Genomic DNA, 21,434 nt, shown 5'->3' on the forward strand with positions numbered 1-21,434 from the left:
GCGATGCATAAGAAATTAAGAACAACTGTTATCATTGGTTTGATTGCAACTACGATTGGAATTATCGTTGGATTGATCGGCTGGTTTGGAAATGATCAGAAATTAGAAGATGTGAATTATAATCATGGGTTTAGAATTGTTGAGTACCAAAAGCGTGATGATTATCTAATTAATGATTTTAAAAAATTGAAATTAAAGGTTAATAATTCCGATATTCAAATAAAACGTGGGGCTTCCTTTAAATTAGAAACTAATTTACCAAGTCAGCAAAAATTTACAGTTGATCAGAAAGATAAAACTCTTTCTATTAGTTCTAGTCGGTATAATTCAGTTGGTATCGGTTTGAATCAAGAAATTTCACAAATTACTTTAACGATTCCAAAAAATTATTCATTAAGTGAGTTAACAATAATGATGAGTGATGGAACACTTGATGTTAATCATTTAAAGGTGGATGATAAAGTTCAAATTCAAAACGCGGACGCTGGAATTATCCTAAATGACGTTAATTTTAATCAAAGTAGTATTATCAATTCTGATGGTGGAATTCGTCTAGTAGGTGGTGAACTTCATCAAGCTGATTTACGTAATGATGACGGCGCATTACGCACCGTTGGAACTAAATTTACTGGCGAAAATAAAATTTGGGTTCGAAATGCATCCACAATTTTATCAAAATTAAATGATGATTTGCAGACACAATTAGAAACAGAAAATGGCGACCTGACAATTGACTATCCTGATGTGGTGACTCAAAAAGAAAACCAGGGAGAGGATGAGATTGAAAAAAGCACTGTAGGTAATGATGGGCATAATAAACTAACGGTTCATAATATTGATGGCTCAATTAGATTTTCCAAGGATGAAGTACGCGAATATTATAATAATTATTAATCGTTTTTAATGTAAGGCGGATTGCAACTTTAATTAGAATACCTATCAAAATATTTCTTGAATGTAGATATGGCAGTGTTTACGCTCAATATTTTTAATGACTTATTATTAATTAATTCAAGTGCTTCAAATATTTAATCTTCAGATACGGAATCAAAATTAGTTTTCTTTGGGAAAAACAGCGTAATTTTATATTAAAATATTCATCTTAATTACGTTCCTATGGCGAATAACGATGACAAAAATATATAGGTGAATTGTAGTTTTTATTCAACTATTGATAGCCTGAAAATTCTTTCCTATGATTAACCCAAATGTATTTAATACTTGAACTACATTGATTCATAGACTTCTGGGTACGATCTTAAATTTTAATTGCCCAGATAAATCTACTAAGTCATTCCACAAAGGTAGACAAACATTGTTTTGATTGACTAGGAGACCACAGAACAGTATCTACCTCCCAACGCTCAAATCCATTTCTCTTATTAACGTTATCTGGTCTTTGATCAATTGTAGCCTCAATCTTAAAGATTTCACGTTTTTCATGCTTACGTCGTCGAGTCTTATCAGGTAATAATTATGAACTAAAATCAATAATTTCACGATCAATCCAATTATAAATTGATTTAGTACATAGCTTGAAATGTAGAGCGATCTGTTCAGAAGACCAAGTCAATCGAAGATGATTACTAATAATTATGGCGTATTTGGGGGTGAGTGTTGTTTTTCGTTCGCACATAGTGCGTTTATAATTAGCATCACTTTGAGCCAAAATAGGATCATATTTATTCATCCGGTGCAATTCATAACTAATTGTAGATTTAGAACGATTAAGTTTCTTAGCAATTGAATTTTGAGAATAACTATCTTTTAACAATTGATAGATGGCTCCACGTTCAAATTGTGATAAAGTAGATGTACTCATAGTAAATGTTTCCTTTCATGGTTTGTGTCGTTACAACCATTCTACATTTACTATGGGTATTTTTTTATCTAGGTGTTCGGATTAATTATACAATCCTCCTTATATTTTTAGAAATTAGGGATAATATAGCTTAGTTAGAGTAGATTGTTTTAATAAATTTATGTTATACTTTAAGTCGTATATTTATAAAATGAAGTGAATTTTAATTTATGAAAAAAAAGGTTGACAAAGACCAGAAAGGCCCATCATAATGACCGAGCACAGCACAGCACAGCACAGCACAGCACAGCACAGCACAGCACAGCACAGCACAGCACAGCACAGCACAGCACAGCACAGCACAGCACAGATAGTTGATGCTTCTTTAATTAGGCCGAAAACACAGAAATTACTACTAATTTATTTAGTGGTAATTTCTGTGTTTTTTGTTTTGTATAAATATGGTTATCTCTAGTTTCGTACGAACTTTAAATGGTTTGTTACGCACGACAATGAGGTAAGTGAATTATGCATGAAAAGAAAATCCTAAAACAAATTAACCAACTTTCTAGTGAAATGACTGATATGGATGATTTGGGGCTACAAATCTATTCAGATAATATCTTAAAAGATATTAAGAATGGAATTAACACGGAGTGTTTAGTAATTCGAGCGTTTGCGCTAATGCGGGAAGTGGATTTAAGAATTCTGGGGTTATATCCAAATGATGAACAAGTTTTAGGTGCGATTAATTTGTACTACGGAAATATTGCGGAAATGAAGACGGGTGAAGGTAAAACGTTGGTTGCTACTTTACCGTTATATCTGAAAGCCTTAGAAAATAAAGGGGTATTTTTGGTCACGACCAATGAATATCTGGCCCACCGTGATTTTGAAAAAAATGCAAAGGTATTTGAGTTTTTAGGATTGACGGTATCTGATGGTACCCAAGGTTCAGATGATGAAGAATTTGATGTCGATTTAAAAAAAGAAATTTATTCGGCAGACATTATATATACATCTAATAGTGTGCTGGGGTTTGACTACCTAATCGATGCATTAGCTGAAAGTCATGATGATAAATTTATGACGCCTCTTAATTTTGCCATTTTAGATGAAGTTGATGCAATTTTATTGGATAGTGCACAAATGCCATTATTGATCTCAGGTGCACCTAAAGTACAGTCTAATTATTTTCAATTTTCAAATGACTTCATATTAACGTTAGTTAATGACGTGGATTATAAGTTAGACGAGGAAGGCGAAAATGTTTGGTTTACTGAGCAGGGGTTGGAAAATGCGAAGGATTATTTTTCAATTCCAGACTTATTGAGCGAAAAATATTTTAGCTTATATCAACATTTAGTTTTGGCCTTGAGAGCGCAGCTTATTTTAAAAAAAGGTAAAGATTATCTGGTGATAGATGATGAAGTTAAGCTGTTGGATTATAAAAACGGTCGAATTATGGAAGGATCTAACTTACAGAGTGGGTTACATCAAGCGATAGAGGCTAAGGAAGGTGTCGAACTGACACTAGAGTCTCAAGTTATTTCATCGATCACATATCAAAATTTATTCAGAAAATTTAAAACCTTATCAGGAATGACGGGTACAGCTAAAACTGACGAAAACGAGTTCATTGAAACTTATAACATGGCCGTTAAAGTAATCAAAACACATAAAAAAAATCAAAGAATTGATCATCGTAAACAACAATATGTTTCATTTGAAAGTAAATTTGATGCATCAATTAAAAAAATCAAAGAATTATATGAGGTAGGTCGGCCGATTTTGATTATTACAGGATCAGTGGATATATCAGAATTATATTCTAATTATCTTTTAAATATTGGGATTCCACATAGTGTTTTGAATGCTAAAAACAATGCCAAAGAAGCCATGATCATTAAAGAAGCTGGGCGACAAGGATCTGTAACAGTTGCTACGTCGATGGCTGGACGGGGAACTGATATTCAAGTTGATGATGAGTCACTTGAAAAAGGCGGCTTAGCAGTCATCTTAACGGAACTCATGCCGAATAAAAGAATTGAGTTGCAAGCCAAAGGTAGGACGGGACGCCAAGGTAACCCGGGGGATACATATACATTTGAGTCGTTAGAAGATGACGTTATAAAGCTAAATATCCAAGAAAGTATCCAGAACTACTATGAACGGCATCTTGATAAAAAGGCTGAAATTAAACGATCTAACATAAAAAGAACATTTACACGTGCACAAAAGAAATCGGAAGATAAGGGCTACAGTGAACGAATTAATAGCCTGCAGTATGACGAAGTCTTACGTCTACAAAAAGAAGCCGTAGATGCTAGCCGAAATTTAATTATAGGGTTAGAGGATACAGATTTATTGCTGAAGTTTGTCTTCGAGAATGCTAGTCGTGTAGTTGATAATTATTTATCTCAAGAAATAGACACTTCTTTAGATAATCTACAAAGATTTATTTTGGACAATATTGATTACAACTTTAAAGAGGATTCATTTAAGGCTAGATGGGCTACCTCTAGAAATCCGATAACAAATGATAAAAAGAGAAATTTCATTTTAGATATCTTAAAAACGAATCTGCAACAAAAACAGAAAATGTTGAATGATGAAGCAGCTTTTAGACAATTTTTGAAAGTGTCAATACTTAAGGCGATTGACGTTAGTTGGAGTGAACAAGTTGATGCTTTAAATCAATTGAGGTTTGTGGTGAGTGCAAGATCATCGGCACAAAAAAATCCAACTTTAGAATATGAACAAGAAGCTAAGAAAACTTATCAATATTATCATGACGAATCTGTAAAAATGATGTTAAAAAATGTGGGATTAAGCCTACTAGAAATCAAGAAGGGGGAGTTAATAGTGACTTTTCCGTAGTTCACTATTACAAAAAGTTATATGAAAAAGTTTATTACTAACTTATATGGGCAAAGCGAACAAAGTACGGCAATGCTGGCGCAACATATGGTGGCCCAGATAGCTAAGAACGAGGGATATTCAGAAATTTCAGTTCCTGCATTTCCGGTAACGTCAGATTCCGAAAGTGAATTATTGAAGCGAATTGATGGAATGTTACCGGCGGTAACATCAAAAGATTTAGTATTAGCACAATTACCTTCGTGGAACGGAATAGCGTTTGATGAGGTGTTTTTAAGAAAGATTAGGAGCCGTACCCAAAAATTAGTGGTTTTTATTCATGATTTTGTGCCATTGATGTTTGATAATAATAGCTATTTATTTGAGCGATACCTTGATGCCTATAATCTAGCCGATTTAGTGATTGTACCATCGGAGAAGATGGGAGCTATGTTAGTTGAACATGGACTAAATGTGCCATATAAAGTACAGACTATTTGGGACCATTTAACCTGTGTAGAGGGATTATCAAAACCTGAATTCAAACGAGAAATCCAGTTTGCAGGAAATATGGGGAGATTTCCATTCATTAAAGAATGGAATTACCAGAATGATTTATTAGTATACAGTAATCGATTTGATAATTTTGCAGAGTCGGAGACTCTACATATAAAAGGTTGGAAGCATGATGATCAATTATTACGTGAACTTAATCAGGGTGGATTTGGTTTAGTGTGGAGTGAAAATATTGAAAATCAATCCGAACGAGAATATTCAGAGATGAACGTATCGTTTAAATTCAGTTCTTATTTAGCGGCAGGGATTCCCCTTATAGTGAATCGAGGATTAGCGAAGCAGTCATTTGTGGAGTCTCAAGGTATTGGATTAGTGGCCGATTCGTTAGAGGAAGTTAATGAATATGTCTCAAATATTAACGCAGATGAGTATCAAAGACTATTACAAAATGTAGCAGGTATTTCTACGTTAATACAAGATGGTTTTTTTACTAAAAAATTGTTAATAGAGATTGAAGAATTTTTATTTATGAATGTTTAGGAGCAAATTATGACAATTTATAACCTTAATATGGGAATTGGATGGGCAAGTAGCGGGGTTGAGTATGCGCAAGCTTATCGGGGACACATTTTCCAGAAAAACAAGCAAGAAGCTAAATTTATTTTTACAGATATTTTTCGGGAAAACTTAGAACCTATGACGAAAAATTTAGGTTTTAAAGATGATGAAATCATCTGGTTATATCAATATTTTACAGATGTAAAAGTTAGTCCGACACGATTTTCAGTCACAGAATTAGAGAATTCATTTGCGGAAAGTGAATTTAATAAGGATAAAAATGAAAATTTGATCACGTATGCATTTAAAAATACAGGGGTACGTCTAACTGCATTTTTGGATCAACATGCAAATCATAAAGAAGATGTGGTCTATAAAACCGAATTGATTGTAGACGGTAATTTATTACAACGAGATTACTATAGCTATGTCAAAACTTTTTCAGAGTATTTTAAACCGGTAAATGGAAGTGCTAATCTATATCAACGCCGATTCTTTAATGCAGATGGATCCATTGCATATGATGAACTTTTAAATGGTGAAGAAAGTTTATATGTTTTTGAGAATAAGACGATCTATTCCAAAGAAAAATTAATAGTATTATTTTTTGAATCACTAGGACTAACTAAAAACGACATCATTTTGATTGATCGTTCTACTGGAATGGGACCGCAGGTCATTCAAGCGAAGGGTGAAGCTAAAGTTGGGGTAGTAGTACATGCAGAGCACTTTAATGAACCAATGACTAATGAAGAACATATCTTATGGAACAACTACTATGATTATCAATTTGAAAATGCGGATAGCATTGATTTTTTTGTGACAGCCACTAAAATTCAAAAAGAAATTTTGGAAGAACAGTTTGCGAAATACGGTAAGGGTTCTATTAATGTCTATGCAATTCCAGTTGGGAGTATAGATCGTTTACAGACAAAGAAAAAGAGAAAGCCACATTCCTTAGTAACTGCTTCTCGATTAGCTAGTGAAAAGCATTTAGATTGGATGGTTTATGCGGTTGCTAAAGCGCATGCAAGTATTAATGACTTAAGTCTTGATATTTATGGGCAGGGTGGTGAAGAAGGAATGTTGAGAAGTCTAATTTCAGAGTTAGGTGCCGAGGATTACATTCAACTAAAAGGTCATCATGATCTTACTAAAATTTATAAAAATTATAGTGCATATATTTCCACATCAACGAGTGAAGGATTTGGACTTACGTTATTGGAGGCAGTTGGATCTGGACTACCTATGATTGGTTTCAACGTACGTTATGGAAATCAAACCTTTATTGAAAATGATCAGAATGGATATTTAATTGAATATCATAACCATGACAAGGTGAAAGATATTGAAAATATTAGCTTAGCGATTAATAAACTGATGGAGTCAGATAAGAAATTAATTGAGGCTAGCCAACGTTCGTATGAAATTGCAGAGCCGTTCCTAACAAAACATATTCAAGAACAATGGATTGAACTGGAAAAGGAGGTTACAGATGCTTAATTTATTTGAAGATTATAGTACTAAAGCTGTTGACTTGGAAAAGTCTTTAATCAAAGCAGGTTATGAAAATCAGACGGTTATTTTAAATGAAGATGGATTTTTACCAGAACATGTAACTTCACCAATTGCTTTTTTTACGAAGATGTATGAAAACATTACGGGGAAAGTGCAATCTACAAAGTTCTTTAATGAGGTTGCAATCCCAAATTATTGGGAAATCAAGGGTGATGGACAAAAAGCCGATATTTATGAGGGTTATATGAAACGAGGACATATTAATTATAGTACTCGAGTGAACGATTATAGAGCCGTCAAATCCGTTGAATGGTTTAATGATGCTGGAAAGATCCGTCAAGTTGATCTTTATAATAAATTCGGAAAATTATTTGGAAAGAAAACGTTTAGTGATGGAATTCTATCTTTAACTACGTATTTTGATCAATCTATGCATGAAAAGGTGTTAGTTAATCATATAACTAATACGGTACAAGTTTATTTTAATCAAAAACAATATGTATTTAGTTCATTTGTCGATTTCGTCATTTTCTATCTAAAGACATCTAAGTTAACAACTGATCGTATTTTTTATAACTCATTAGCAGCACCATTTTTTGTGGTATCTAAGCTGGAAAAACAGCAAGGTAAGAGTTCTGTAGGTCATATATTATTTTGGCAAGAAGAGTCCACAGAAATCCCTGGGAATATGCTATCAATTTTAAGCAATGAGAAGTCGATGACGAAGAAGGTAATCATACAGGATCGAAATGAGTATCAACGTTTGAAACAACAGGTAGAAGCAAAACAACAGGATAAATTAAGTTATCTTGGATTTATTTATGACTTTGAGCAACAACCAAAGTTAACGAAAAATATATTTATTTTAACCAATTCGGATAGTATTTTGCATTTGAAAGAAATTGCTGAAGGATTACCAGAGTGGAAGATCAATATCGCAGCCCGAACTACTATGTCCACAAGATTAATGAATTTTGAAAAACATCAAAATATTTCATTATATCCACTAGCAACTGAAGAAGATATTGATCAATTAGTAAAAGAAAATGCATTTTATCTAGATATTAATCAAGGAACCGAGGTTGAAAACATTATTAGAAATGAATTTAACCATAACAAGTTAGTACTATCATTCCATAATACAACGCACAATAGGGCGTTCATGAACGAAGGAAATATAGTTGTCAGTGAAGAATATCCGAAGATGCTGCAATTACTAAAAAATTATTCTGGAGCAAAAAATTACTACCAACAAGCAGTAGAAGAACAAAAAAATTCTGCAGGTAATGCCACTGTTAAAGAATATAAGGACAGCTTGAAATGATTGATGAAAATCCGATAGAAAAACACATAACACAACAAAAAAACGATATTAATAAAGAAGCCAAGTTAAAAAGAAAGCATAAAAAAAGAAATGCTTTAGCGATTGGAACTTCATTGGTATTGCTATCAGGAATTGTAATTAGTATTGTACGAATTTTGTTAAATGTCGTGCATTAATGATGTTGATACGAAAGTAGTTGAACGAATTTATGATATTAAAAAACACGTATAAAAGAATTGCTGTAAAAAAAGTAATGTTTTCAATGATGGTTATTTTAATTTATTTGTTGGGAAGTAACTTAGTATTGCCAGGGATAGACGCCCAAGCATTAATACAAATGATAAACCAAACACCAAACTTAGCATTCTCACTTAGCATGACAGGATTATCATTAGATCGCTTTTCTCTTTTATCAATCGGACTGGGACCTTGGATGTCGGCTTTGATTTTATGGCGTGTGTTTACCGTAACTAAAATTTTCAATATTGATAATCTTACGAATCGACAAAGCTATCGGTTGAAATTTGGATTTAGTTTAATAATCGGGACTATTCAAAGTATTAGCATTATTGATCAAATAAGTCTAAAACCAGGATCCATAATGGCGAATAAGTTTTGGTTAATATTAATCTTGTTGGCTGGTTTGTCGATATTAATTTGGTTAGGAAATCTTAACATGCAGTATGGTGTTGGGGGAGCGACGATCATCATTTTAATTAGTATGATTCGAAGTTGGCCCAAAAAGATCAGTGATTATTTATCCGTTCAACATTTGGATTGGCAACTAATGTTACAGATTATTGTATTTTTGATCTTAATATATATTTTTTCTTTTATAATCATTTACTTTTTTAATGGTCAAATCAGATTACCACTAATGCACATTATGTTGAACAACAAATATGCAGCACAATCATATTTGCCAATTCCGACGAATCCAGCTGGTGGAATGCCATTTATGTATAGTTTCAGCATCATGTTACTACCACAGTATCTACTATTCATTTTGAAAATGATGTTTAAAAATAACGATTTAATTATGGAACTTTACAGAGATGTTCAGTTAGACCACCCACTAGGTGTTGGATTGTTAATTGTAACGATTATTTTACTTAGTTATGGATTCGCGTATGTAAATATTGACTATCAAGAAATCGCAAAAAACTTAAAGAAGAGTGGCGATTATTTTTTGAATGTTTACCCCGGTAAAAATACAGAGAAATTTTTGTCCGATAAGATTTTTGTGATGGCAACGATTGGAGCATGCTTTAATGCCTTGGTTATTGGAGTACCGATGTTTATTGGTATTTATAACCCGGGGTTAATATCTGGGCATATTTTGTACCAACGTGGCTGATACTACTTATTTTGATGCAAGAAATATTGAAACAAATTACCACATTATATGCGCGCGATAATTATCAGGAATTTATATAGCCATAAAGTTGAGGCCAATAAATAATGTGAGCAACAATTTTAGGGATTGGAGAATATGATGATAACTTTTATTCCGGCATGGCGAGGTGAAACGACTAATAATGTTTCATCGGATGATTTAATTGGTCAAATTAAGGCATTTATGTTTAGTGATACAGAATATCAGATTTTAGTTAGTAACTATATGCCTAACTTAAGATATTTTTTACACAAGTATGGATTGTTAGAAAGTAATTATTGGAATCTTTTTGATGAGTTGCAAGGTTTTAGTGAGGTGTCACAGCGAAAAATTGAAATTAGTGATTTAAGATTAGACAAAAATTTAAGTTACTTCTACACGCCATTCAATATCTTAGGATACAGAAATGGTAAAAAGATAGTTGCGATTAGAGTAGGCGATGCAGGACAAGTGGCTGAAGTCTTTCATTACCAAAATGAAGTTTTAAAGTTAGTGGACGTCTACGATGATCGGGGGATTCTTTCAAGTCAAAAAGAATTTACTAATGGTCAGCTACATGTAACGAAATATCTAGATAAGAATGGTATTTGGATATTCCAGGAGCGTGCAAAAGATGGAGAAATTCAGGTTAATGTAGTGCATCCGCATGGATTATCTTTAAAGCGATATGAAACATTAGGAAAGTTAAGACAGGAATTAATAGAAGCTAGATTGCAGAAATTATCGAGCGATGATCAAATCATTATTTCGGTAACTGATCAAAACGTTAATTTTTTAAGAAAAACAGCGTTTATTAAGCAAATGACATTGTCGATTTTTAGAGACAGGCTAAGTTTGGCGCAAAAAGATAGCAAAAGAGTTTCTGATCTGGTGAAGAATGCGCATAACGTTATTGTTGATAGACGAAAAACGTTTGATGATGTGGTTGAGGTATTAGGGCATCAAGATAATATATATCAAATTAGTCCGTATGACACACGCTTTAAGTTAGGGATTAGTAATGAGTTAAAAGAAGAAATTATCTATTTTGATAGTGCAAACATTACCGAACTGACATTCAAGACGGCCATGCAAGAAATGATTGAATTTATCATTAAAGAAAAGGGTATAGATAATTCGAAACGAGAATTCAAAATTATCATTCGGCATTTGAATGGGAGTGAGATCAAGTTAAAAGGCATTGTTGGAGGCATTTTTAATGAAATGTATCCAGATGAGTATGAGTTGATCAGTCAATTATCACCCAAAGCAGGTGAAAACACGTTGGATGAGACAGTTGTTGAGGCTTTAGATGAAAAAGTTCAAGTAATTATGCAGACAATGAATCAGATTGAGTTTTTCACGCTAAATTCAGATGACGAACTTTTTAAAATTTTAGAAGGTGCGCGATTGATTATCGATATGTCAGATGATCCAGACCTATTCACACAAATTGCCGCCATTAGTGCGGGAATTCCACAAATTAATAGTGTTGATAACGAGTATGTATTGGATCAGAAGAATGGTTTGATTTTACCATCGATAACAGAATTGAAGAATGGTCTTTCGTACTATTTAAATGAACTGAAACATTGGCAGGAAGCACAAGTATATGCGGCAAAACAGATCAAAAAATATTCAGGAAATGAATTAAAAAAACAACTATTACAGATAGTAGCAGGTCAAGATAATGGTTAAGAAAATAAAAGTGTTGCAGGTTGGGCCCGAGAATTGGGCGAATACAGTTGACCTGATTAATAGTAGTGAGGAATTGAGCTGGAATTATTTAGATAATGAAGGAATTAGTGAATCAGAACTAAAACAAGTGTTATCTAAAGTTAAAAAGCGGACGTTTAGTGTGGTGGTCTTTTCCGGGATAGTTAAGCAAGAGCTATTCCAAAAACTTGAAAAAGCCGTTGAAGCTTATAGTTTGATAATTGATAAGAAATTACAACAGGATGAGATATTAGCAAGTCAGATTGATGAACTCAAAAAACCATTTTATATGGATTTCATTCAGCCAGAAGAGGTTGTTAGAACGATACGAGAAGATTTTTTTTCAGGTCAAATGGGGTCCAAGTTACATACAACGGCGATGATCGTAAATCCCGAATTTACGGGAGCAAGTCAATTAGAAGGTGAAGCTTACTTAGAACTTGAAGGCGATTTTTCAGAACTATTAGACCAGCAATTGTTAACTTGGCAATATAACGTAGGTATGTATCAACGTTCAAAAAATATGTGGTTAGAGTTTAGTCATTCTGATGATGTGACGATTGAAATGGATGTCGCAAAGATTATTGAAGGAACCGATCAAATCAGTGAAATTCTGACGATGACAGAAAGTGAATTTAGTGAAGGATTTGACATCGATTACGATGGAAAAATAGGTTACATTACGATTTCAATTCGAGCAAAGGGACAGGGAAATTTAAAGATTGGTCCTTTGCATTTTAGAGATACGAGGCATGAATACGGCGAGTTCATCTTAGGTGGTAAAAAGATAAGTGATGTGAATAACCAAGAGCTATTTTATTACTTTAATCCGGGCGATTTAAAGCCACCACTAACCGTATATTTTTCTGGATATCGATCAGCTGAGGGTTTTGAAGGCTTCTTTATGATGAAAAGCCTAGGGAGTCCGTTTCTATTAATAACGGATCCAAGACTTGAAGGTGGATCCTTTTACATGGGGAGTCAAGAATTAGAGGACAAACTAGTGAAGGTCGTTGAAAAAACTTTAGATGAATTACAGTTCCAAAAAGATGAACTGATTTTATCTGGGTTATCAATGGGGACGTATGGATCTTTGTATTATGCGAATCGGCTTAGGCCAAGTTATGTGATTATTGGAAAACCGTTAGCGAGTGTAGGAACGATTGCGACAAATGAAACGTTAATTCGACCAGGTGGATTTCCGACATCGTTTGATATTTTAAATTCCTTGATGGGTGATTTATCACAAAAGAGTGCGGAACAATTAAATAAACGATTTTGGCAGACTTTTGAAGCCGGAGATTACACGAAGACTGAATTTATTATTTCGTATATGAAAAATGATGATTATGACGTGAATGCCTATCCTAAGATAGCGCAGATAATGTCAGAGAAAAAAGGAACTTTGATAGGCAAGGGAATACCCGGACGACATAATGATAATTCGCAAGCGATTAATCAATGGTTTATCAACCAGTATAAAAGAATCTTGAGTGAAAAATATAATAGGGAAGATTAATAAAATGGAGTTTGAAATCAAGTGGGTTCCAGAATTAATGGATTTTTATAAATATGGCTCAAAAATAGCCTTTGACGCTCAAGGAGATGTGCTTTTTATCAATCCGTTGATGCCAGCGGGGACAGAGATTGTCAAATGGCAATCGAATCCATTTTATCAAGGGGCCAGGACCTTACTGCAGTTGCCATTATTAAAGAGAAAGATGGAATATGAACTGGAAGTAGGCTTAGAAAGCATTCCGGCCATGAGTGCATTGGTAATGATTGTATATTTTGATCGGTATGGACATCGAATTGGGTCTAAGATTTTGGACCTTAAAGGGGGTGATATTACTTATCCAGAAAAAGCATATACCTATGAAATCAGAGTAATTAATAAGGGGGCACAGGAGATAAGGTTTGAAAAAATAACGATTAGAACCAAAGAAGAAAAGAAGGAAGACAACACAACGGAGGAAATCCATGGATAAGAAGAAAAAGAAAGGGCTAGTCAAACAGATAACCCGGTTTAAGTTATATAAATCCGGTAAGATGTGGCTAGTCAGTGGAATGACCAATTTTAGTTGGTTAAATTTATCAAAAAAAGATGCGGCGAGTAGTCGAGTAAACGGAGAAATCCAGACAAATAGCTATCAACAGTTGTATGAGACGGCAGATGATGTCCCCAAAGACGTACAACAGAAGTTAAAGTTATTAGCAGGAGTGGCTGCAGGGTTAGGATTTGGGATCAGCCAACAAGGGCATGCGTCGGCGGAAGAAGTAGGTGGAGCGAAGAATGCGGCGACGGAAAAGAAAGTCACGACAGACGCTTTAGTACAAAAGGATAGTGTAGGGATCAAGCTGCAGGGGAGTGAAGCGGACTCTACAACAACATCAACGAGCGAGAAGCAGGCCCAAAAGTCTGAGTCTTTAGATGAAAACAACAACTCAAAAGACACTATGGATACAAGCGAACGGGAAATTCCCAGTAGTGTTTTTGAAGGATATAAATTAGAGAATAAGACTGAAAAGGTAGGTATTAATAGAGGAGAGATACAGATTGAAGTTACTTTTTCATATAATGCCAAGACCGGAAAAGTAACCGTGTATGTAGTAAATGATTCAGATAAAGATAGTATTATTTCTACAGGTTCTCGTAAAATTAATATTAAAATTAATGGTCAGATAGTAAAGACAGTAACTTTAAAAAATAATGGAGGATCTACCTCATTTGAATTAAATCCCGATGAATGGAATTCTGATGATCCAATATGGTTATGGGGACTTGAAGATACAAAAAGTGGTAATAGTGTAGAAGTAGGAACTGGTAATTGGTATTCTGAATCTACTTCAGACTCTGAATCGGTTCATGTATCTGAATCTGAATCTCAATCAGAACATGATCGTCCAGATACCACATCAGAATCACGAAGTACATCAACGTCATTATCGGATTCAAAATCCGCATCCACATCTGTTTCAAAGTCTGATTCGACAGTTGATTCAACGTCAGATAGTGGGTCAAAGTCATTATCAACGAGTTCATCTGAATCACTATCAGATGTAGTTTCAGATTCAAAATCTGCATCGGATTCATTGTCAGATAGTGTGTCAGATTCACAGTCATTAGTAGATTCAAGTAGTGATTCATTATCGCATTCACTTTCAAGTTCAGATTCGATTAGTGATTCAGCGAGTCTATCGGACTTTGTCTCTGTGTCAGATTCAGATTCAACATCACTCTCGAATTCAGGTCGCGAATCAGCGAGCGATTCGGCGAGTGAATCAGTATCAATAAGTGATTCAGGACGGAATTCAGCGAGCGACTCAAGTAGCGAATCAGTATCGATAAGCGATTCTCAACGAGATTCATTAAGCGATTCTGGATCTGTATCAAGCTCAATGAGCGATTCAGATTCGGCATCAATGAGTACATCGGTGAGTGAATCAACATCAATTTCAGATTCAAGTCGGGATTCAAGTAGTGACTCAGCCTCGGATTCATTAGAATCAAATTCACATCGTGATTCGATTAGTGATTCAGCCAGTGATTCGGGTTCAATTTCAGGATCAGAATCAGTGAGTGATTCAATGTCGGCCAGTGAATCAAATAAGAATTCAAGTTCGGATTCGAGTTCAGAGAGTGCTTCGCATAGTCATTCCACTTCAACATCGGATTCAGATGAAGCGTCACGCAGTGAATCAACGAGTGATTCAGCGAGTGACTCAAGTAGTGACTCAAGTAGTGACTCAACTTCTTATTCGGATTCAGGTTCAAATTCGCATTCTAACAGTGATTCAGTATCTGATTCAATTTCAGTATCTGATTCAGGTCGAGAATCAAGTAGTGAATCAGCTTCAACTTCGTTAGAATCAAATTCTGAACGAGATTCAAGTAGTGATTCAGCGAGTGATTCAAGTTCGCAGTCTGCAAGCCAATCAGCGAGTGATTCGACATCTAAGTCTGATTCCAATGACGATTCACGTTCAGAATCGACATCAGCGTCAGATTCAGGCCGAGATTCATTGAGCGATTCATTGTCAGATAGCACTTCCGATAGTGAATTAAATAGTGATTCAGTGAGTGATTCAATGAGTGATTCAAGTTCCGGGAGCGACTCAGAACGAGATTCAAGCAGTGAATCGGCAAGTGAATCAGGCTCAACTTCTGACTCTAATCGTGACTCAAGTAGTGACTCAGCTAGTGAATCAGGCTCAATCTCAGATTCAGGCTCAATCAGTACGTCAGTATCGCAATCTGATTCAAGTCGGGATTCAAGTAGTGATTCAAGTAGTGACTCAAGTTCAAATAGTGATTCACAACGAGATTCATTAAGCGATTCAAATAGTGATTCAAGCTCAAATAGTGATTCAACCTCAACATCAAAGAGTGATTCGGCATCAATTTCAGAATCAAAGAGTGAATCACACCGAGATTCAAGCAGTGATTCAGCCTCAGATTCATTAGAATCAAATTCAGATCATAATTCAGAGAGTGATTCCGCCTCAGAATCAGGGTCAACATCGGCCTCAAATTCGGCCTCTGAATCAACGTCAAATAGTGATTCAAATGAGACATCTGGATCAGATTCAGCCTCTGAGAGTACGTCAATTAGTGATTCAAACTCAAAGTCAGAATCAAGTAAAGATTCAGCGAGTGAGTCAGTGAGTGAATCAAACTCAACGTCAAGTTCAAACTCGGCGAGTGATTCAATATCAGTATCAGAATCAGGGACGAATTCAGGGTCAATGAGTGATTCGGCATCTGTTTCAACGTCAGGTTCTGAATCAAGTCGCGATTCGGCGAGTGATTCGGCAAGTGACTCATTAGGCTCAAATTCGGATCGAGATTCGGCAAGTGACTCAGCGAGTGATTCAAGCTCACAATCATCGAGTCAATCCGCAAGTGATTCGACATCTAAGTCAGAATCAAAGAGTGATTCACGATCAGAATCAGAATCGGGATCAGAATCACAACGCGATTCATTAAGTGATTCAATTTCAAGGAGTGAATCAAATAGTAATTCACAAAGTGGATCGACGAGTGATTCAATGAGTAACTCATTGTCCAATAGTGATTCACACCGAGATTCATTAAGTGATTCGATTAGTAACTCGGATTCAAGTAGTGACTCAAGTCGGGATTCAAGTAGCGAATCTGCATCAGAGTCAGGAAAGACATCAAGTAGTGATTCGGCTTCTGATTCAAGCTCAAATAGTGATTCACACCGGGATTCATTGAGTGATTCAAGTAGTGATTCAAGTTCAAACAGTGATTCACACCGAGATTCAAGCAGTGATTCAGCGAGTGATTCAAGTTCGTTAAGTGATTCAAACTCAACGTCAAAGAGTGATTCAGCCTCAAGTTCAGAATCAACGAGTGATTCACAACGAGAATCAAGTAGTGATTCAGCGAGTGATTCATTAGAGTCAAATTCAGATCACAATTCTGCCAGTGATTCAGCGTCAGATTCAGGTTCAACATCGGCCTCAAATTCGGCATCGGAATCAACTTCAAATAGTGTTTCAAATGAAACTTCAAGAAGTGACTCAGCGAGTGATTCAAGTTCAAATAGTGATTCAACATCAACGTCTGAATCAAATCAGAATTCAAAGAGTGAATCAGTGAGTGAATCAAACTCAACGTCAAGTTCAAACTCGGCGAGTGATTCGACTTCGGTATCTGAATCAGGTTCAAATTCAAATTCGGCGAGTGATTCAGCGAGTGATTCAAGCTCGATGTCAAGTTCTAGTTCACAAAGTGAATCAGACTCAGCGTCAAGTTCAAACTCAGGCTCAGAACCACTCGAATCAGGAAGTGAATCCGATTCAGCAAGTGATTCAAGTTCGAATAGTGACTCAAGTCGAGATTCAAGTAGTGAATCAGCTTCGACGTCTGACTCAAAGAGCACTTCAAACAGTGCATCAAGTAGTGAATCAGCATCAAGCTCAAACTCAAATTCAGATTCACACCGGGATTCATTGAGTGATTCAATTTCAACGAGTGACTCAAATAGTAGTTCACAAAGTGATTCAACGAGTGTGTCAAATAGTGATTCATTGTCAAATAGTGACTCACAACGAGATTCATTAAGTGATTCAAGCAGTAATTCAGATTCAAGTAGTGACTCAAGTCGGGAATCAACAAGTGACTCAAGTAGTAATTCAAGTTCAATGTCACATCGTGATTCTGAATCAGAGTCATCAAGTGAATCGACATCGACAAGTGATTCACAACGGGATTCAAGTAGTGATTCAAGCAGTGACTCAAGTTCACTAAGTGACTCACAACGGGATTCAAGCAGTGATTCAACGAGTGATTCGAGTTCATTAAGTACTTCAGAATCAACGTCAAAGAGTGATTCAGTCTCAAGTTCAGAATCAACGAGTGATTCACAACGAGAATCAAGCAGTGATTCAGCGAGTGATTCATTAGAGTCAAATTCAGATCACAATTCCGCAAGTGATTCAGCCTCAGATTCAGGGTCAACATCGGCCTCAAATTCGGCCTCGGAATCAACTTCAAATAGTGATTCAAATGAGACATCTGGATCAGATTCAGCATCCGAGAGTGGATCAATCAGTGAGTCAAATTCGATTTCAGAATCAAATAAAGATTCAGCGAGTGAGTCAGTGAGTGAATCAAACTCAACGTCAAGTTCAAACTCGGCGAGTGATTCAACTTCAGCATCCGAATCAGGTTCAAACTCAAATTCGGCGAGTGATTCAGCGAGTGATTCAAGCTCGATGTCAAGTTCTAGTTCACAAAGTGAATCAGACTCAGCGTCAAGTTCAAACTCAGGCTCAGAACCACTCGAATCAGGAAGTGAATCAGATTCAGCAAGTGATTCAAGTTCGAATAGTGACTCAAGTCGAGATTCAAGTAGTGAATCAGCTTCGACGTCTGACTCAATGAGTGCCTCAAACAGTACTTCAAGTAGTGACTCAGCCTCAAGCTCAAATTCAAATAGTGACTCACACCGGGATTCATTGAGTGATTCAATTTCAACGAGTGAATCAAATAGTAATTCACAGAGTGATTCAACGAGCATGTCAATGAGCGACTCATTGTCAAATAGTGATTCACAACGAGATTCAATCAGCGATTCAATCAGTAGCTCTGATTCAAGTAGTGACTCAAGTCGAAACTCAAGTAGTGATTCGGCCTCAGAATCAAGTCGGAATTCGGTTAGTGATTCTGATAGTGCATCAGCGTCAATCTCGACATCAACGAGTGACTCACACCGGGATTCAAGTAGTGATTCAAGTAGTGATTCAAGTTCACTAAGTGACTCACAACGAGATTCAAGCAGTGATTCAAGTAGTGATTCAAGTTCATTAAGTGATTCAAACTCAACATCAAAGAGTGATTCAGCCTCAAGTTCAGAATCAACGAGTGATTCACAACGGGATTCAAGTAGTGATTCAGCGAGTGATTCATTAGAGTCAAATTCAGATCACAACTCCGCAAGTGATTCAGCCTCAGATTCAGGTTCAACATCGGCCTCAAATTCGGCATCTGAATCAACTTCAAATAGTGGTTCGAATGAGACGTCTGGGTCAGAGTCAGCTTCTGAAAGCACATCAATGAGCGATTCAAGCTCAAACTCTGAATCAAATCAGAATTCAAAGAGTGAATCAGCAAGTGAATCAAACTCAACGTCAAGTTCAAACTCGGCCAGTGATTCAACTTCAGCATCGGAATCAAATTCAAATTCAGAAACACCAGAATCAGGAAGCGAGTCCGATTCATATAGTGATTCAAGTTCATTATCAGATTCACAGCGGGAATCTAACTCAGTTTCTGCAAGCGAGTCAGCTTCGGTAAGTGATTCAATGAGTGATTCGATTAGTACATCGATATCAGATTCAAGTTCAACATCTGGTTCACAAATGGAGTCATCATCAGAATCAATAAGCGAATCAGGATCAACAAGTGATTCGCAACGGGAATCAAGTTCTGAGTCATCATCAGAATCAAGTAAGGCATCAAGTAGTGATTCAGCGAGCGAATCAGCAAGTAGCTCAATGTCATTGAGTGAATCACACCGGGATTCAAGTAGTGACTCAAGTAGTGACTCGAGCTCACTAAGTGACTCACAACGAGATTCAAGCAGTGAATCAAGTAGTGAATCAAGTTCATTAAGTGATTCAACATCAAATTCAAAGAGCGAATCAGTTTCAAGCTCGGAATCAACAAGTGATTCACAAAGGAATTCAAGTAGTGATTCAGCTAGTGATTCATTAGCATCTAACTCAGATCGAGATTCATTGAGTGATTCATATTCAGAATCAGGATCAACATCAGCTTCAAATTCGGCATCGGAATCAACGTCACATAGTGATTCAGCGGACAATTCACATTCTATTTCTAGTTCAGAGTCTGCTTCGCACAGCGAATCACATTCTATTTCTAGTTCAGAATCTAGCTCAGAATCAACGTCACATAGTGATTCAATCTCGAATTCAAGTTCTATTTCTGCAAGTGAATCTGATTCGACCTCACAATCGTTTTCAAATGAGCCAGAGTCAGGGAGTGAATCTGATTCATTGAGTGATTCAACTTCAGCATCTGAATCAGGAAGAGATTCGTTAAGTGATTCTAACTCAGAATCAACATCTAGTTCAGAATCAGGACGGGACTCAATAAGTGATTCAACTTCAGATTCGATTTCAAATAGTGATTCACAACGAGATTCAATCAGTGATTCAAATTCAATTTCGACATCAAGTTCAGAATCAAATCGCGAATCAATCAGTGAATCACATTCAGATTCAATTAAGAATTCAGGTAGTGATTCAGCGAGTGATTCAGGATCAATCAGTGACTCACAACGGGATTCAAGTAGTGACTCAAGTAGTGATTCATTGTCAAATAGTGATTCACAACGGGATTCAATCAGTGACTCAACGAGTGCTTCAAGCTCGATGAGTGATTCAGTATCAAGTTCAATGAGTGATTCAGCGTCAAGTTCAGAATCAACGAGTGATTCACAACGGGATTCAAGTAGTGATTCAGCAAGTGATTCATTAGAGTCAAATTCAGACCACAATTCAGCAAGTGATTCAGCCTCGGATTCAGGATCAACATCGGCCTCAAATTCGGCATCTGAATCAACTTCAAATAGTGATTCAAATGAGACATCTGGATCAGATTCAGCATCCGAGAGTGGATCAATCAGTGAGTCAAACTCAACTTCTGAATCAACACAGAATTCGAAGAGTGAATCAGTGAGTGAGTCAAATTCAACGTCAAGTTCAAACTCGGCGAGTGATTCGACTTCAGTCTCTGAATCAGGTTCAAACTCAAATTCGGCGAGTGATTCAGCGAGTGATTCAAGTTCGATGTCAAGTTCTATTTCACAAAGTGAATCAGACTCAGCGTCAAGTTCAAACTCAGGCTCAGAACCACTCGAATCAGGCAGTGAATCCGATTCATATAGTGATTCAACATCACTAAGTGATTCACAACGGGATTCAAGTAGCGAATCAGCTTCGACGTCTGACTCAAAGAGTACTTCAAACAGTGCCTCAATGAGTGAATCAGCGTCAAGCTCAAACTCAAATAGTGACTCACAACGGGATTCATTAAGTGATTCAATTTCAACGAGTGGATCAAATAGTAGTTCACAGAGTGATTCAACGAGTGCGTCAATGAGTGATTCATTGTCAAATAGTGATTCACAACGGGATTCATTGAGTGATTCAATTAGTAGTTCAGATTCATATAGTGATTCAAGTCGCGATTCAAGTAGTGAGTCGGCTTCAGA

The 21,434-nt window shown here is 36.1% G+C and carries 24 protein-coding genes and 2 pseudogenes; 19 read left to right on the plus strand and 7 right to left on the minus strand.

What is annotated here, in order from left to right:
- Window positions 1-3: 3 nt before the first annotated feature.
- On the plus strand, window positions 4-894 hold the full coding sequence (locus tag G7084_RS03350; protein WP_166010051.1) for a DUF4097 family beta strand repeat-containing protein: 891 nt from the start codon (window positions 4-6) through the stop codon (window positions 892-894).
- Between the two features lie 29 nt (window positions 895-923).
- Here the strand turns inward: G7084_RS03350 and G7084_RS08200 are convergent.
- Window positions 924-1,822, minus strand: a pseudogene (locus G7084_RS08200) (IS30 family transposase).
- A gap of 507 nt (window positions 1,823-2,329) precedes the next feature.
- Here G7084_RS08200 and G7084_RS03360 point away from each other — a divergent pair.
- The 11 genes and pseudogenes from G7084_RS03360 to G7084_RS08125 all read left to right on the plus strand — a co-directional run bounded on the left by G7084_RS03360 (window position 2,330) and on the right by G7084_RS08125 (window position 14,731).
- Window positions 2,330-4,681: a preprotein translocase subunit SecA gene (locus G7084_RS03360; RefSeq protein WP_166010055.1), complete on the plus strand. Its 2,352-nt coding sequence runs from the start codon at window positions 2,330-2,332 to the stop codon at window positions 4,679-4,681.
- A gap of 21 nt (window positions 4,682-4,702) precedes the next feature.
- A complete protein-coding gene (locus G7084_RS03365) occupies window positions 4,703-5,716 on the plus strand; it encodes a sugar transferase (protein WP_166010057.1) in 1,014 nt (337 codons plus the stop codon).
- A gap of 9 nt (window positions 5,717-5,725) precedes the next feature.
- Window positions 5,726-7,237 carry an accessory Sec system glycosyltransferase GtfA gene (gene gtfA, locus G7084_RS03370; RefSeq protein ID WP_166010059.1) on the plus strand — a complete coding sequence of 504 codons (1,512 nt, stop codon included), beginning with the start codon at window positions 5,726-5,728 and terminating at the stop codon, window positions 7,235-7,237.
- Window positions 7,230-8,576 carry an accessory Sec system glycosylation chaperone GtfB gene (gtfB, locus tag G7084_RS03375; RefSeq protein WP_166010062.1) on the plus strand — a complete coding sequence of 449 codons (1,347 nt, stop codon included), beginning with the start codon at window positions 7,230-7,232 and terminating at the stop codon, window positions 8,574-8,576. Before gtfA ends, gtfB begins: the two co-directional genes overlap by 8 nt.
- Complete coding sequence (locus G7084_RS03380) at window positions 8,573-8,752, plus strand: hypothetical protein (protein WP_166010064.1); 180 nt, start codon at window positions 8,573-8,575, stop codon at window positions 8,750-8,752. Before gtfB ends, G7084_RS03380 begins: the two co-directional genes overlap by 4 nt.
- 32 nt (window positions 8,753-8,784) lie before the next feature.
- A complete protein-coding gene (secY2, locus tag G7084_RS03385) occupies window positions 8,785-9,933 on the plus strand; it encodes an accessory Sec system protein translocase subunit SecY2 (RefSeq protein WP_246163861.1) in 1,149 nt (382 codons plus the stop codon).
- Window positions 9,934-10,071: 138 nt separating this feature from the next.
- On the plus strand, window positions 10,072-11,649 hold the full coding sequence (asp1, locus tag G7084_RS03390) for an accessory Sec system protein Asp1 (protein ID WP_166010066.1): 1,578 nt from the start codon (window positions 10,072-10,074) through the stop codon (window positions 11,647-11,649).
- Entirely contained in the window at window positions 11,642-13,186 is a 1,545-nt protein-coding gene (asp2, locus tag G7084_RS03395) for an accessory Sec system protein Asp2 (protein WP_166010068.1), read from the plus strand. The genes asp1 and asp2 overlap by 8 nt, the downstream gene beginning before the upstream one ends.
- Window positions 13,187-13,190: 4 nt before the next feature.
- Entirely contained in the window at window positions 13,191-13,655 is a 465-nt protein-coding gene (asp3, locus tag G7084_RS03400; RefSeq protein WP_166010070.1) for an accessory Sec system protein Asp3, read from the plus strand.
- Window positions 13,648-13,746, plus strand: a pseudogene (locus G7084_RS08435) (KxYKxGKxW signal peptide domain-containing protein); the annotation flags it as partial. The gene asp3 and the pseudogene G7084_RS08435, both read left to right, overlap by 8 nt.
- Window positions 13,747-14,563: 817 nt before the next feature.
- Window positions 14,564-14,731 (plus strand): hypothetical protein, encoded by a 168-nt coding sequence (locus tag G7084_RS08125; protein ID WP_206212050.1) that lies wholly within the window; start codon window positions 14,564-14,566, stop codon window positions 14,729-14,731.
- A 691-nt stretch (window positions 14,732-15,422) separates the two neighbouring features.
- Here the strand turns inward: G7084_RS08125 and G7084_RS03415 are convergent.
- Window positions 15,423-15,716, minus strand: coding sequence for a hypothetical protein (locus tag G7084_RS03415; protein ID WP_166010074.1), 294 nt, complete (start codon window positions 15,714-15,716; stop codon window positions 15,423-15,425).
- Between the two features lie 44 nt (window positions 15,717-15,760).
- Here G7084_RS03415 and G7084_RS03420 point away from each other — a divergent pair, with 44 nt between their 5' ends.
- Window positions 15,761-16,000 carry a hypothetical protein gene (locus G7084_RS03420; protein ID WP_166010076.1) on the plus strand — a complete coding sequence of 80 codons (240 nt, stop codon included), beginning with the start codon at window positions 15,761-15,763 and terminating at the stop codon, window positions 15,998-16,000.
- 159 nt (window positions 16,001-16,159) lie between these two features.
- The gene (locus G7084_RS08130; protein ID WP_206212051.1) at window positions 16,160-16,333 is read left to right on the plus strand and encodes a hypothetical protein; all 174 of its coding nucleotides are present in this window, start codon (window positions 16,160-16,162) and stop codon (window positions 16,331-16,333) included.
- Window positions 16,334-16,559: 226 nt separating this feature from the next.
- On the opposite strand, the gene G7084_RS03425 is transcribed toward G7084_RS08130, so the two are convergent.
- Window positions 16,560-16,736 carry a hypothetical protein gene (locus G7084_RS03425; protein WP_166010077.1) on the minus strand — a complete coding sequence of 59 codons (177 nt, stop codon included), beginning with the start codon at window positions 16,734-16,736 and terminating at the stop codon, window positions 16,560-16,562.
- 26 nt (window positions 16,737-16,762) lie between these two features.
- Between G7084_RS03425 and G7084_RS03430 the strand changes: the two genes are divergently transcribed.
- Together G7084_RS03430 and G7084_RS08135 are read left to right on the plus strand one after the other, a co-directional pair.
- Window positions 16,763-16,906 carry a hypothetical protein gene (locus tag G7084_RS03430; RefSeq protein ID WP_166010080.1) on the plus strand — a complete coding sequence of 48 codons (144 nt, stop codon included), beginning with the start codon at window positions 16,763-16,765 and terminating at the stop codon, window positions 16,904-16,906.
- A 213-nt stretch (window positions 16,907-17,119) separates the two neighbouring features.
- A complete protein-coding gene (locus G7084_RS08135; RefSeq protein ID WP_206212052.1) occupies window positions 17,120-17,293 on the plus strand; it encodes a hypothetical protein in 174 nt (57 codons plus the stop codon).
- On the opposite strand, the gene G7084_RS08140 is transcribed toward G7084_RS08135, so the two are convergent.
- Window positions 17,268-17,576 (minus strand): MSCRAMM family adhesin SdrC, encoded by a 309-nt coding sequence (locus G7084_RS08140; RefSeq protein ID WP_246163863.1) that lies wholly within the window; start codon window positions 17,574-17,576, stop codon window positions 17,268-17,270. The two genes, G7084_RS08135 and G7084_RS08140, sit on opposite strands and share 26 nt — an antisense overlap.
- A gap of 182 nt (window positions 17,577-17,758) precedes the next feature.
- Between G7084_RS08140 and G7084_RS08145 the strand changes: the two genes are divergently transcribed.
- Window positions 17,759-17,944 carry a hypothetical protein gene (locus G7084_RS08145; RefSeq protein WP_206212053.1) on the plus strand — a complete coding sequence of 62 codons (186 nt, stop codon included), beginning with the start codon at window positions 17,759-17,761 and terminating at the stop codon, window positions 17,942-17,944.
- A 169-nt stretch (window positions 17,945-18,113) separates the two neighbouring features.
- Here G7084_RS08145 and G7084_RS03440 read toward each other — a convergent pair whose 3' ends face one another.
- A complete protein-coding gene (locus G7084_RS03440; RefSeq protein WP_166010081.1) occupies window positions 18,114-18,716 on the minus strand; it encodes a hypothetical protein in 603 nt (200 codons plus the stop codon).
- Between the two features lie 26 nt (window positions 18,717-18,742).
- On the opposite strand from G7084_RS03440, the gene G7084_RS03445 reads away from it, so the two are divergent.
- A complete protein-coding gene (locus G7084_RS03445) occupies window positions 18,743-18,952 on the plus strand; it encodes a hypothetical protein (protein WP_166010083.1) in 210 nt (69 codons plus the stop codon).
- A gap of 169 nt (window positions 18,953-19,121) precedes the next feature.
- Here the strand turns inward: G7084_RS03445 and G7084_RS08345 are convergent, their stop codons facing one another.
- Together G7084_RS08345 and G7084_RS03450 are read right to left on the minus strand one after the other, a co-directional pair.
- Complete coding sequence (locus G7084_RS08345; RefSeq protein WP_281346941.1) at window positions 19,122-19,247, minus strand: hypothetical protein; 126 nt, start codon at window positions 19,245-19,247, stop codon at window positions 19,122-19,124.
- Between the two features lie 36 nt (window positions 19,248-19,283).
- Window positions 19,284-20,717, minus strand: a complete 1,434-nt coding sequence (locus G7084_RS03450) for a hypothetical protein (protein WP_166010084.1) — start codon at window positions 20,715-20,717, stop codon at window positions 19,284-19,286.
- A 182-nt stretch (window positions 20,718-20,899) separates the two neighbouring features.
- Between G7084_RS03450 and G7084_RS03455 the strand changes: the two genes are divergently transcribed.
- Window positions 20,900-21,124, plus strand: coding sequence for a hypothetical protein (locus G7084_RS03455; protein WP_166010086.1), 225 nt, complete (start codon window positions 20,900-20,902; stop codon window positions 21,122-21,124).
- Window positions 21,125-21,434 lie beyond the last annotated feature (310 nt).

Source organism: Weissella coleopterorum, assembly GCF_011304355.1.
GTDB classification, from domain to species: domain Bacteria; phylum Bacillota; class Bacilli; order Lactobacillales; family Lactobacillaceae; genus Weissella; species Weissella coleopterorum.